General features: G+C 32.8%; 11 protein-coding genes, 1 tRNA gene and 1 pseudogene. 6 read left to right on the top strand and 7 right to left on the bottom strand.

The genetic code is table 11. The features are described 5' to 3' along the window. The first annotated feature begins 22 nt into the window (after window positions 1–22). Window positions 23–104, top strand: a tRNA-Leu gene (locus tag ASD98_RS19165). Window positions 105–186: 82 nt separating this feature from the next. After that, window positions 187–663 carry a hypothetical protein gene (locus ASD98_RS19160; RefSeq protein ID WP_056207481.1) on the top strand — a complete coding sequence of 159 codons (477 nt, stop codon included), beginning with the start codon at window positions 187–189 and terminating at the stop codon, window positions 661–663. A 352-nt stretch (window positions 664–1,015) separates the two neighbouring features. Here the strand turns inward: ASD98_RS19160 and ASD98_RS19155 are convergent, their stop codons facing one another. Continuing rightward, window positions 1,016–1,249, bottom strand: coding sequence for a hypothetical protein (locus tag ASD98_RS19155; RefSeq protein WP_056207480.1), 234 nt, complete (start codon window positions 1,247–1,249; stop codon window positions 1,016–1,018). A gap of 134 nt (window positions 1,250–1,383) precedes the next feature. Between ASD98_RS19155 and ASD98_RS19150 the strand changes: the two genes are divergently transcribed. The 4 genes from ASD98_RS19150 (at window position 1,384) to ASD98_RS19130 (ending at window position 5,741) form a co-directional block, all read left to right on the top strand. Next, window positions 1,384–1,857 carry a YcxB family protein gene (locus tag ASD98_RS19150; protein ID WP_056207477.1) on the top strand — a complete coding sequence of 158 codons (474 nt, stop codon included), beginning with the start codon at window positions 1,384–1,386 and terminating at the stop codon, window positions 1,855–1,857. Window positions 1,858–2,436: 579 nt separating this feature from the next. Then, window positions 2,437–3,873, top strand: a complete 1,437-nt coding sequence (locus ASD98_RS19140; RefSeq protein ID WP_056207475.1) for an MBOAT family protein — start codon at window positions 2,437–2,439, stop codon at window positions 3,871–3,873. A gap of 2 nt (window positions 3,874–3,875) precedes the next feature. Beyond that, entirely contained in the window at window positions 3,876–4,820 is a 945-nt protein-coding gene (locus ASD98_RS19135; RefSeq protein WP_056207472.1) for a hypothetical protein, read from the top strand. Window positions 4,821–4,949: 129 nt separating this feature from the next. Continuing rightward, window positions 4,950–5,741, top strand: coding sequence for a DUF6055 domain-containing protein (locus ASD98_RS19130; protein ID WP_056207470.1), 792 nt, complete (start codon window positions 4,950–4,952; stop codon window positions 5,739–5,741). 230 nt (window positions 5,742–5,971) lie between these two features. Here ASD98_RS19130 and ASD98_RS19125 read toward each other — a convergent pair. The 6 genes and pseudogenes from ASD98_RS19125 to ASD98_RS24610 form a co-directional block, all read right to left on the bottom strand. Beyond that, a pseudogene (locus tag ASD98_RS19125) lies at window positions 5,972–6,499 on the bottom strand (HAD family hydrolase); the annotation flags it as partial. A gap of 275 nt (window positions 6,500–6,774) precedes the next feature. Continuing rightward, window positions 6,775–8,358, bottom strand: coding sequence for an MFS transporter (locus tag ASD98_RS19120; protein WP_056207466.1), 1,584 nt, complete (start codon window positions 8,356–8,358; stop codon window positions 6,775–6,777). Between the two features lies 1 nt (window position 8,359). Continuing rightward, window positions 8,360–9,409: an HlyD family secretion protein gene (locus tag ASD98_RS19115; protein WP_056207464.1), complete on the bottom strand. Its 1,050-nt coding sequence runs from the start codon at window positions 9,407–9,409 to the stop codon at window positions 8,360–8,362. A 132-nt stretch (window positions 9,410–9,541) separates the two neighbouring features. Further along, window positions 9,542–10,897 (bottom strand): TolC family protein, encoded by a 1,356-nt coding sequence (locus tag ASD98_RS19110; RefSeq protein ID WP_056207463.1) that lies wholly within the window; start codon window positions 10,895–10,897, stop codon window positions 9,542–9,544. A 324-nt stretch (window positions 10,898–11,221) separates the two neighbouring features. After that, entirely contained in the window at window positions 11,222–12,043 is an 822-nt protein-coding gene (locus ASD98_RS19105) for an AraC family transcriptional regulator (RefSeq protein WP_056207461.1), read from the bottom strand. A 272-nt stretch (window positions 12,044–12,315) separates the two neighbouring features. Then, window positions 12,316–12,450 carry a GIY-YIG nuclease family protein gene (locus ASD98_RS24610; RefSeq protein WP_157849161.1) on the bottom strand — a complete coding sequence of 45 codons (135 nt, stop codon included), beginning with the start codon at window positions 12,448–12,450 and terminating at the stop codon, window positions 12,316–12,318. Window positions 12,451–12,927 lie beyond the last annotated feature (477 nt).

Here is a 12,927-nt window from a genome sequence, read left to right as displayed (position 1 = left end):
TTATCTTTGCACCCACAATTACGCGGATATGGTGAAATTGGTAGACATGCCAGACTTAGGATCTGGTGCCGCAAGGCGTGTAGGTTCGAGTCCTATTATCCGCACTAAAAAAGCTTCTGAAGATATTCAGGAGCTTTTTTGTTTTTGGTATATATTTGATCGATGTATCCTAATCACATAATTACAATGAAAATCAACGACTTAAAATTAGATCATTATTCGGATTTTTTAGGAGAACCTGAAATCAGATTTTATACTAATCCAAAAAACATTTCTTTTCGAAGAAATATTCAAAAAAACCCAGATGGAACTTCAACTGAATATCTACTAAAACAAGGAGAAAATGGAATTTACTTTTTTAGTTTATGGGAAGTATATTTTTATTCTTTAATATCTGAATTAAATGTTATTCCAATTTCTTCCGATTTACCCGATTTTATTACAAACTGGATTAAAAGTATTGGCTGGAGTTGGGAAAACGTTCCAGATATAATTTCCGAAAATGAAATAGATTGGTTAATTGAGAAAACCGTATTAGTTAATGAAAAAGTATTTGAAAACTCAACAGATCTAGTTTGGGATTTTAAATGCATAACAGATTTAATAATCTTCTTAAAGCTCGTAAAAGAAAATGATATGGAGTTACGAATATCTTTAGAATAATTAATTCGACTTTCACTAAAAGCACAAGGTAACCCCAATATTTGTCATTCCGAGGACGAGGAATCTCCACGAGTAGCTCTACAAAGATTGTCGATTATGATTGCGAAGATGGATTAAAATCCATCCCTACAATATAATTTGTTCCTACGGAACGCTATATAAAATTCCGAAGGAATGATTTATTTTGTAGCAAGGGATTTCAATCCCTTGAAGAAAAAGTAACCACAAAGATTGTCATTCCGAGGAACGAAGAAATCACACTCGCAAATCGACAAAGATTGTTTTACGTTTCGTAATTTCTGATGTGATTCCTTCGTTCCTCGGAATGACAAACTAAACCTAAAACCTTTCTTCATTCAACATCCAAATAAGGATCAAGTACTTCTGCCAATTTATTTAGCCAATAAAAATTATCATCGATATTATTTAATTCAGATTCAAGAGTTTCGCAACCTCGCATTGAGCATAACGAAAGTGCATAATTCACTTCTCGTATAGTTTTTGCCAAATCTTTTGGGTCAAATCTATTAACAAAAAAATCTTTTATTATGTTTTCAACTTCTTCTGAAAGTTTATTTGTGCTCATAATTTTAGAATTTAAATATTACAAAAATCATCAAGAACATTTATTTTATATGAGCAAATATGCCTTCAACCCTAATTATTTTTTTCATATACAAAATCTATTTTTAATTTTACCGCAAATCCAAAAAGCTACTAATGATTAAAACCAAAAAAATTCAACTAACTAAAAAAGAATACTTCTCTTTTATTATTAGGATTTTATTAAAAAGAAGATGGTGGCTTTATGCTTTTATGTTGTTTCTTTCTATGGCAATTCTATTTAAGGATAATAAAGATTCTTCTGATATTTTTATGATTGCCTTTGGTTTTCTCTTTCCGTCAATTACATTTTTTCAATATTGGCTGTTTACAAATTCAAAAGAAAACAAGATTATTTTTAAAGAAAGACAACATGAAGTTTTCTCGGATAAAATCATTTCCCGCATGGGAGAAATCTCTGAAGGCACAATTGACATGCAGAATTTCATAAAAGTTTTCGAATTAAAAGATCTTTATCTTTTATACGTTTCAAAAGGTCAATGTTTATACTTTCCAAAACGAATTTTTGAAACTCCAGAAGATGAAAATTGGTTTAAAAATGAAGTTTTTTTGAAGATTAAAAACAGGTAAATTTCGGCGAAAGCCTTTTTTCTTTCAAAACAAAATATATCAAAAACTACATTGAAAAAATTTAGAAATCTTCACGAAACACAAAAATTTGCTATTGTAATTCCTGCTTTATTCTTTTTAAGCTGTTTGACAAAACATTATCTTGAAAATTTTAGGGGCACTTTGATATATGCATATGGCAGTACTATTACATTATTTTTGAGCTTATTTCTTGTCCTCTTTTCTTTAGTCAATTCTATTTTAATTCTTCGAGATTTAAAAATAAAACTTATTCAAAAACTTTTGTGGTTTTTATTAAGTGCATTACCATTTTTATACTTGTCAATTGGACTTATTTTTTCAATTTAAAACTTAATTTTCGGCTAAAGCCTTTTCCTTTTCAATCATAAAAAGACCTCCAGCTAAAGTAGGAGGCAATTCAAATTATACTCATTTATTTAAATGAACTTATATTACTTATATGGTTACAAAAATTGGTCTTGAAAAAATATTGTATGATATAATCGAAAAGTCGTTATTTGCCAAAGATTTGTAATAGCTAATAGTGCAATAAACCAGCCTCTATCCAAAACAATAATAATGCTTTTTAATTCAATCAATTTTGCAATATTTTTACCTGTAGTATTTGTTCTTTATTGGCTTATCAATAAAAAACCCTTTCAGTATCAAAATATTCTTCTTTTAGTTTCGAGTTACTTTTTTTACGCTTGCTGGGATTGGCGTTTTTTATTTCTTTTAGTTTTTTCTACTCTCTTAGATTATTTTACAGGATTACAAATGCATAATGCTAAAAACATTCAGACAAAAAAAATCTGGTTTTGGCTTAGTATTTCGATCAATTTAGGTTTCTTGGGAATTTTTAAATATTATAACTTCTTTGCTGAATCTTTTGCTGCAGCCATGTCAAATTTTGGATTACAGGTAAATCCATGGACTTTAAAAGTTATTCTTCCTATTGGAATTTCTTTCTATACCTTTCATGGTTTATCGTATGTAATTGACATTTATAAAAACCGAATTTCCGCAGAAAAAAACTTCATCGATTATTCTGTTTTTGTCTGTTTTTTTCCGCTTTTAGTTGCCGGACCTATTGAGCGGGCCACGCATCTTTTGCCTCAAATTAAACAGAAAAGAACTTTTGATTACGAAAAAGCCATCGATGGATTAAGGCAGATTTTATGGGGATTATTTAAAAAAATAGTCATTGCAGACCAATGTGCTGAATATGCAAATCAAATCTTCAATAATTCTAATGATTATTCCGGAAGTACACTAGCTGTTGGCGCTGTGTTTTTTGCTTTTCAAATTTATGGGGATTTTTCGGGATATTCGGATATTGCACTAGGGGTAGCCAGACTTTTTGGAATAGAGTTATTACGAAATTTTGCTTTTCCCTATTTTTCAAGAAACATTGCTGAATTTTGGCGACGTTGGCATATTTCACTTTCGACATGGTTTAGGGATTATTTGTACATTCCGTTAGGAGGAAGTAAAGGTGGAATCTATCAGCAAATAAGGAACACTTTTATTATTTTTATTGTCAGTGGATTTTGGCATGGCGCAAACTGGACTTTCATTATTTGGGGATTTTTAAATGCATTGTACATTATCCCATCTATTATTTTAAAAAACAACCGAAACAATCTTGATACTGTTGCACATGGTAAATACTTGCCAAGCTTAAAAGAATTTTTTGCAATGAGCCTCACTTTTGGCCTTACCGTTTTTGCCTGGATTTTTTTCAGATCTGAGAATCTTGAACATGCCTTGAATATTATATCCCAAATATTCTCGCACACCTTGTTTACAAAACCAGAAATAATTCCAAAAAAGTTTCTCTTTTTACTACTCATTTTTATGCTGATTGAATGGATTGGCAGAGAACAACAATTTGCCATAGCTAAATTAGGAACATCGTACCCTCGTTTAATTCGCTGGGGATTTTATTATGCTATTATATTAGCTATATTCTATTTTTCAGGTTCAGAACAGCAATTTATTTATTTCCAGTTTTAGCCATGAAAAAGTTTATTATAAAATCAATTCTTTTTTTAATTCCGGTGCTTCTTTTTACAATATTTTTAGAAAATTTGATAAGAAGCGTTCCTAATGACTATTCTATTAAAAAAGAATATCTGGATAAAAATTCGGCTAAAATTGAAGTTTTAATTCTGGGAAGTTCGCATACTTATTTTGGAATCGATCCGAAATATATAACAGCAAAAACTTTTAATTCCGCTTACATCTCGCAATCTGTTGATTATGATTTTGAAATTTTAAAGAAATACAAAACTCGTTTTAAGCAATTAAAATATATTGTTATTCCTATTGATTATTTTTCGCTTTATTCCAGACTTGAAGAAGGAACAGAAAAATGGAGAATAAAAAACTACAATGTATACTATAATGTAAATAGCAGCGGTCCTTTTAAATTATCAAATCATTTTGAATTACTAAATGGAAAAGTCAGCGATAATATAATGCGGGTTAATTTACATTATAAAGAACATAAAAATGATAATATTACCTGTAATGGATCTGGGTGGGGAACAATTTATAAATCTGAAAACAGTATAAACTTAACCGAAACAGGTAAAGCGGCAGCGAAAAGGCACACCATAAACATACAGGACAATATTTATTACAAAGAAAATATTAAGACGATTAAGTCTATTATTCAACTTGCCGAAGAAATCAACGTTAAGGTAATTTTTATCACTTCTCCTGCTTACAAAACTTATACAGCTAATCTTGAACCAAACCAACTTAAGGGCACCATCGGTTTTATGAATAAAACGTCTAAAGACAATCGAAATGTCATGTATTATAATTTATTAGAAGATAAGTCCTTCATCGACAAAGATTTTTATGACGCCGATCATTTAAACGAAATAGGAGCTAAAAAACTATCCTTAAAAATAAACAATATAATAAATTACAAAACAAACAAGGTCTTAGAATAATTTAAAAACATAAAAAAACATTCAAAAATATTCTGCTTAATTATTTAAAATATTCTTATTTTTAAAACACCAAAAACCTAATTCTCAATATTTTGCTTGTTTTTAAATCTCAAAAAACATTTAGAACACATGAGAAAATACAAATTATTAGTTATTCTTTTAGGGATTATTGCCGTTTTTTACGTTGCGAGAACAATTCGAACTTTTACTGTTAAACACAAAGCCCAAACTTTGGAATCGGAACATTTTATTATCTCCTATGACGGAATTTATAAAAGTGAAGCTAAAAAACTAAGCGAACATCTGGAAAGCAATTATGATGAAATAAGAACGAATCTAAAAGATGTAAAACACGGCCAGATAAAGGTTTTTGTTTACAGTTCGCAATACAAATTTAATGTCGCTACTGGCCTAAAAAAAAATGCAAACGGCACAAGCCGCGGCCCGAATGAATTTCATTTTGTCTGGACAAACTGGTTCAATTCGATTTTTCCAGACGATCCGCTAAAAACGGCTCTGCATGAATTTACACACTGCATTCAGTTAAATATATTAATCGACAAGGCAAAAGAAACGATTACAACACAAAACCGCACCGAGTTTGATAAGCAATTTGATAAAAAATTTGCATCCGAATATCCGCGCTGGCTTTGGGAATCGATCAGTATTTTTGAAGCTGGAGAAGTAAATTCCTTAAGCGTAAAATATGCCAAAAGTAAAAATTTGACTTTAGCAGAACTTAATCACAGTAACCAGATTTACAATATTGGCTACACGATAATCGAATATCTTACCCAAAAATGGGGAAATGATATGCTGTCAAAACTGATTGCTTCTTTTGGGAACATTGAGAAAACATTAAATATATCAACTAAAGAATTTGAAAAAGGCTGGATTGCTTTTTTGAACGAGAAGTATTAAAAACTCTGCGACTTTGCGAGATTAATTTTAAAGTATGTGATTCTTATACTTACGAATCTCTCGCAAAGTCGCAAAGTGTGGAATTTGGAATTTTAAGAATTGGTATTTAACAATTCAATTATCTTCTCCACATTAATCTCACTGTAATCATTAATATAAAAATCACACACAGGAAGCTGTTCTTTTGTATGCGTACTCAAAACGCCAACAACTTTCATTCCAGCATTTAATCCCGCCGTAATTCCCGAAAAAGAATCTTCGAAAACCACACAATCACACGGAGAAACACCAACACGTTCTGCCGATTTTAGATATACTTCGGGATTTGGTTTATGAAGTGTAACGTCTTCGCTTGACATCATCGAATCCATTTTGTCGGTGATTTTTAAGGCGTTTGCAATCAAATCCAGATTCGCACGCGGTGCCGATGTGGCAACAGCGGTTTTAAATCCGCGAGATTTTAATTCGTTTAAAAAATCCATATAATGCGGAATCGTATCGACTTTGTCTTTATAAATTTCACGAAACATTCCTTCTTTTTCGTCTTCTAGTTTCAGCAATTCTTCTCCCGCAATTGGGCGTTTGAAGAAATGCGTCATGATATAACTGTTATGTTTTCCGTACATATGTTCTTCAAATTCTTCGTTGGTATAAGGAACCTGATATTTATCAAAAAATGCCTCAAAAGCCTTCACATGATGCGGATTGGTATGCGAAATCACACCGTCCATATCAAAAATTACACATTGCTGTTTCATTGTATATTTTTTGTTTTTTAACGGTTGCAAGATAGGCTAATATCGTGGCATTCCACAGAGATTCGTGGAGGTTTTTCGCGGAGATTCGCAAAGTTTTTTTTAATCGCACAAAGGCGCAAAGTTTTTGTTTCACGCAGATTTTAAAAAGATTTAAGCAGATAAACGCAGATAATAATTAAAATTAAATCTGCTAAAATCTGCAGAATCTGCGTGAAAAAAAAATCCTTCAACTGCTCCATTTTGGAATTTGGAATTTAAAAATTGAAATTTGCGTTCTAGCCAATCCAAATCTTACTTTTAACCAAGGTTATTGTTTGTCTTAAATGCTGATTGCATGCGATAAGAATAATCAAAACAATCAAACCATATCCAACAATCGTATAAATTTCCATATCAGCTAATAAAGTCGCTTGTTTGGCAACTGTTCCGAATACTTTTTTCAAGGCTAAAGTATTCGCATTATCAGTAGAATATCCTTTTGCCATAAAACTCTGTGCCGTCGAAGCGATAGTTTGCTGTGCTTCGGGATTTTCGCCAGTTACGAATTGGCTTAGTTTTAAAAAGTGTTTTTTATTTAAAAATACTGTTGCATTCTGCATGACGCAAAAACCAATTGTACTTCCCCAAAAACGCCCCGAAACGCCAACAATTCCAGAAGAAACTGCCATTTTTGCCGGAACCGAAGATGTGGTAAACAAAATTAACGGAACAAATAAAAACCCAACTCCAATGCCTTGTAAAACATACGGAATAATAATATCAGATAAAGCCACGTCTGGCACAAAAAGAAACGTAAACCAAAAATGAAACAATGCAATCAACGAAAAACCTATGATAAAAATAACTTTGGTCGAAACCGATTTCATCAGAAAATAAGCAGCCAAAATTAACCCAATTACATTTCCTAATCCGTTAATGTATTGTACGCCAGCAACTCGCGACGGATCCCAATTCCAAATTGAAAACATCGCCGAATGACAAAGACTCAGCGTTGCCCTGCTTATGTAAAAAAGAAAAAACAATAAAAATCCAATTCGCAGATTGGCATATTTAAAAACTTCAAAATCAAAAGTCGGTCTTTTTACCAAAAGTTCTTTAAAAATGAACAATCCGCCCGAAATCAAGGCAATCATCAACATTAAAACCATTTGAGAAGATTCAAACCAGTATTTTTTCTCAGCATAAACAAAAAAGTAGGCACCACAAAGAATAGCAGTTAAAACCAAAAAATAACTCATCCAGTCGATTTGATACAACGGAATTTTCTTTGTGATTCGGTGCCCACGAAAAGTAACCAAGATTAAAAAGACATTCAAAACCTGAAGTCCGCCCGAAACATACAACATGTATTTCCAATCGTAATGATCCAGAAACCAAACCGCAATATTCATAATAAAAGGCGTTGACAATAACAGCGAACCATAATAAAAGGAGAAACCAATTATAATAGCATTTTTAGAATTAAACTGCTCGATTAATAACTGTCGGATTGTAATTACTGGAAGCGCCATTAAAATTCCCTCGGCAATTCTCAATATTAAAAAAAGATAGAAATTCGTAATATATGCCGATGAAACAATCGTAATCCCGATTAAGGAATATACCGCCATCAGGTAATTTTTTGCAGGGAAGAAACTCGAAAATCGACTTTCTATCAAAATCGTGGCCAGCAGAGTTCCGTACGTAACGCACATCGCAAACTGCAAATCTTCGGGCTCGATGTCCAGAAAACTTGCTGCGTAGGTTACGTTTGAAGTATAAACTCCCAATAAAATCATGGAATGCAACAAACAGACAAACAAAATAATAATGATTGCCCATTTTGGAACCCACGATTTAAAAATACTTTTATCTTCCATTTTAGTGTGCTGCGATCACAGTGATATTCATTCCCGCTCTTAAAAAATCGGTTTGTTTGTCGTTGTTTTTTAGCTGAATTCTAACCGGAATTCTTTGTTCAATTTTAACAAAGTTTCCGGTTGCATTATCTGGAGGAAGCAATGAAAACCTTGCGCCGCTCGCAGGCGATAAAGAGGCAATTGTACCAATGAAAGTTTTGTCGTTCAAAGCGTCGGCTTTTATTTCAACATCCTGACCCACGGTTAAATACTGTAATTGCGTTTCTTTAAAATTGGCCGTAATCCATTTTTCTTTACTTACGATTGAAAGCAGGGATTGACCTTCTTTTACCAATTGCCCTGGCTGTAACGTTCGTTTTCCAACCCAGCCGTCATAAGGTGCAGTGATTATCGTGTACGAAAGAAACAATGCCGCATTATCCGCCACAGCTTGTTTCGAAGCAATATTTGTTTCTGTTGTTGGCACATTGGCTTCAGCCGCAGAGGTACTCAAAGTCGCCGAATGAATTCTGTTTTTCATTTCCTCAAAATGTGCCTGCGCCGATTCATAATCTGCCTTTACTTTTTCTAATTGCTGCGAAGTTGCCGCTTCGTCTTTTACCAACGCTTTATATCTTTCGTATTCCAGTTTTGTTTTCCAAAGATTCGATTTTGCACCTTCTAACTGTGATTCATTAATAGCCGTTGCACTGGCTGTTGTAACCGCATTTTTTTTCGCCACAACACTATTTTGCTGTGCGTTTTGAACATCGGCAAGAGCCACATTCAATTTCGATTGGTATTCTCTGTTATCAATCACAACCAAAGTATCGCCTTTATGCACAAACTGATTTTCGTTAAAACGAACTTCCTGTACATAACCCGTAATACGCGACATAATAGGCGTTACATATTGCTCGACCTGCGCATCATTTGTTTCCTCATGATTTCTGTTGAATACATAAAACCAAATTCCTAAAATAACACCGCTTATTACCAGCGTACACGCAATAATTGTTATAATGATATGAAACGTTTTGTTTCTGCTAGTTTCATTTTTTATCTTAACCATAAACTTTAATATTCTTTATCTGTTCTTTCTTATTCTCCACCGGATTAAAATCCGGGGCTACAATATGAATCGTTCCTTCGGAACTGAAAATCCATCTATATTCTCTTGTTTCTTGCCTCTATCTTCTATCTCCTAACTCTGAGGCATAATTCCAGCCGTATGAAGCAACTCATAATGTTTTAAAACCGCATCTAATCTTATAGAAATTTTGTTGTATTTCGCCTGAAGCAAAGCATTGTCGGCATCGACCATTTCGGTTATTAAAACCAGTTGGTTTAAATATTTGAGTTTTACGATTCGGTAGTTTTCTTCGGCTAAATCCAAAGCTTTGTTAACGACCACAAACTTTTCAAGAATTTCCTGATATTGTGTGTGCTCTTTGTACAGCTTATCCTGAATTTCATCTTTTACAATTTCCGACTGCATTTGCTGCCATTCGATTTTCTTGTTTGCCTGTTCTACTTTGGTTTTGTTTTTATACAAAGAAGAAAGGTCAAAACTCGCTTCGATACCCACCTGTCCTAAAGTGTACAAATACGGATTTGGTGGAAAAAATTTGTAATTCGGATAATAAAAACCATAGTTTCCAAAGAAGTTTACCTTTGGAAGGTAATTTCCTTTTACCAATTTCAGTTCCGTTTTGCTGATATCTAATTCCTGGCTAGCCATTCGCATTTCTTCATTTTCCAAAGCTTTGGTCATATAAAAATCATAGGGATCCAAACCGTTCATTTCTTCCAAACTTGCAGTTGTATCAATCGCAATTTCTTCGTTTTCTGGAATCTGAATCAGCGTTTTCAAATCATGAAGCGCAATTTTAATGTTTTTGGAGTTTGTAAGCGCATTTAATTCACGATCCGAAAGCTGTAATTCGGCACGAATAACCTCGTTTTTAGTTACCGTTCCATGTTTCTGCAATGATTGAACTTCTTTCAATCGGCTTTTTTCTTCTTTGATGTTTTCTTCAAAGATCTTTTGAAGTTCCATCATTTTATAAATCGAAAGATAATTGGCTACGACTTCGAGTTCAATATCATTTTCGGTTTTCTCTGTTTTTATTTTAGCAATTTCACTTTCCTGATTGGCAATTTTGATAGCGTTATTGATTTTATTTCCCGCATAAATTGGCATTTTAAAAGTTGAATTTACCTGATAGATTTCAGGAATTGCCTTCGTAACTTCTTTGCCATTTAAGAAACCGCTTCCTTTGAATTCGGTAATATTCGTAATTCTGGAATACTCGCCGTTTAATTCGATATCTGGCAAACGGAGTTCTTTTGTTTCTTTTATGTTTTGCTCTGAAAGCGTAGTCTCTAATTGAGATCTAAGGATTTTTTTGTTGTTTTCCTTTGCCAGTTTTATTGCCTCTTTTAATGAAACCGAATGAACTTCCTGAGCTTGTAAGCCATTGAATGTTAATAAAATTAAGAGTAACAGCAGGATTCTGGAAAAACAATCGTCTGTAGAATTTGTTGTTTTAAGGAACATGATAATAATTTATACTGCAAAGTTCTTGCATTTTTCTGTTGACTGATAATTCTAAAAAGTCAATAACATATTCATTTCGGACAAATGTTAAAATTCTATTCCTCGAAAAAATTTTATTAAACATCGAAAAACAATTTATTATAAAAACATATTTGAACTGTGAGATTTTCACGCAGATTTAGACAGATTTTAGCAGATGCGCACAGATTTTTATTTTTTCTAAAATTCTCTCGCAGATTTGGCAGATTGAACAGATTAATAAGACATTAGAAAAATCCCCTAAATTTGCTAAAATCTGTCTAGATCTGCGTGAAATAAAACGATTTACTTTCGCTCTAAAATCTCTTCTCCATTTAAGTAATCAGAAGGTCTTTGTCCTAAAATCTTGAAAAAAGTGTTGCTGAAAGTCGGAACACTATTATAACCAACTTCTAGCGCTACCTCTTTTACCGAAAGCTTTCTTTCTAATAAAAGTTCGATTGCTTTTAAGATTCGGCGAATGGTATAATATTGAATGAAAGACATTTTGAGATCTTTTTGAAACAGGCGATACAAAGAGCGCTCGCTGTAACCAAATTCATGGGCAACATCGGCAAAGAGAATTGTTTCTCCTAAATTTTTTTCAATATGGCGTAGAATTTTACTAAGTCGTTTGTCTTTTGGCTGTGGTAATTCTAATGGTAAATTATTAGTGCAAATTTGAGGCAGAATCGCTTTTATGGCTTTGGCAATAGCGAAGTTCGGAGTTCCTTTTTTAAGATCACCGTTCCATCGATTGGTAAAAAGCATCATTTGCAACAGCAAATTATTGACCGGATAAATCCCTTCTATTTTATAAAAGTCATCTTCGTCTTTTTCGACTGGAAAATATAGATTTCGCATCATCACATGTTCTGACTTTGGCTCTATACTGTGCTCTAAACCAGCAGGAATCCAAATAAAATGTCTTGCAGGCAAAAAGTAAGATTTCGTTTCGGTTGTCACAAAAACTACATCTCCTTCCGCATATAGCATTTGCGCTTTTTCGTGCTTGTGAATTGGAACAAACAATTCTCCCATTATATCATGATGACAATAAATACTTTTTTTATCGGCATCTACTTTTTTGATGTAATACTTGTCTACTTTAAAAGTTGATTGTTCCATTATTATGATTTCTTATTATAAAGATAAGAAAGAAATTTAACCGCAAAACACGCAAGATAAAAGCGCAAAGTTCGCAAAGCTTAAAAAAACCTTTGCGAACTTTGCGTAAATCTTAGCGCCTTTGCGGTAAAACCCAAAAAACAAAAATGCCTTTCCGCTAAGAAAGGCATTTTTAAATTTAAGCGGTCTGGACGGGACTCGAACCCGTCTCGTCCCTAGACGAGATGACAGGCATGTATTCTAACCCGATTTAACTTTTTTATTTATACTCTTTAATTAAAGCTTCTATTGATTCTACTTCTGTTCTCATTATGATACAATAATCTTTGAGCAACATCTTCACTAAACCCTTTGTAATAAAGATCAAAAGTTTTAGAATAAATTATATAAACGTAAACATAAATCAAAATTTAATGGTAAAAAAAATGCCTCTCGTAATGAGAGGCATTTTACAATATTGTCTCGTTCTTAAAACGAGAGGACTCGAACCCGTCTCGTCCCTAGACGAGATGACAGGCATGTATTCTAACCCGMTTTRMCTTTTTTATTTATACTCTTTAATTAAAGCTTCTATTGATTTCCGATTTAACTTTTTCAATCTCAATTCTTCAATTAAAGCTTCTTTTTTAGTTTCAAATAGCAACATCTTCACTAAACCCTTTGTAATAAAGATCAAAAGTTTTAGAATAAATTATATAAACGTAAAACATAAATCAAAATTTAATGGTAAAAAAAAATGCCTCTCGTAATGAGAGGCATTTTACAAACTTAGGCGGTCTGGACGGGACTCGAACCCGTCTCGTCCCTAGACGAGATGACAGGCATGTATTCTAACCCGATTTAACTTTTTTATTTATACTCTTTAATTAAAGCTTCTATTGATT

It is taken from the genome of Flavobacterium sp. Root186 (genome assembly GCF_001428525.1).
In the GTDB taxonomy this organism is placed as follows: domain Bacteria; phylum Bacteroidota; class Bacteroidia; order Flavobacteriales; family Flavobacteriaceae; genus Flavobacterium.
Note: the sequence above shows the minus strand (reverse complement) of the source record. Positions and strands in the feature narration are given on the sequence as shown.

What these genes read in the sequence shown, in the direction of transcription:
- ASD98_RS19160 (WP_056207481.1), top strand. Translation starts at nt 187, where the DNA reads ATGAAAATCAACGACTTAAAATTAGATCATTATTCGGATTTTTTAGGA.
- ASD98_RS19155 (WP_056207480.1), bottom strand. Translation starts at nt 1,249, where the DNA reads ATGAGCACAAATAAACTTTCAGAAGAAGTTGAAAACATAATAAAAGAT.
- ASD98_RS19150 (WP_056207477.1), top strand. Translation starts at nt 1,384, where the DNA reads ATGATTAAAACCAAAAAAATTCAACTAACTAAAAAAGAATACTTCTCT.
- ASD98_RS19140 (WP_056207475.1), top strand. Translation starts at nt 2,437, where the DNA reads ATGCTTTTTAATTCAATCAATTTTGCAATATTTTTACCTGTAGTATTT.
- ASD98_RS19135 (WP_056207472.1), top strand. Translation starts at nt 3,876, where the DNA reads ATGAAAAAGTTTATTATAAAATCAATTCTTTTTTTAATTCCGGTGCTT.
- ASD98_RS19130 (WP_056207470.1), top strand. Translation starts at nt 4,950, where the DNA reads ATGAGAAAATACAAATTATTAGTTATTCTTTTAGGGATTATTGCCGTT.
- ASD98_RS19120 (WP_056207466.1), bottom strand. Translation starts at nt 8,358, where the DNA reads ATGGAAGATAAAAGTATTTTTAAATCGTGGGTTCCAAAATGGGCAATC.
- ASD98_RS19115 (WP_056207464.1), bottom strand. Translation starts at nt 9,409, where the DNA reads ATGGTTAAGATAAAAAATGAAACTAGCAGAAACAAAACGTTTCATATC.
- ASD98_RS19110 (WP_056207463.1), bottom strand. Translation starts at nt 10,897, where the DNA reads ATGTTCCTTAAAACAACAAATTCTACAGACGATTGTTTTTCCAGAATC.
- ASD98_RS19105 (WP_056207461.1), bottom strand. Translation starts at nt 12,043, where the DNA reads ATGGAACAATCAACTTTTAAAGTAGACAAGTATTACATCAAAAAAGTA.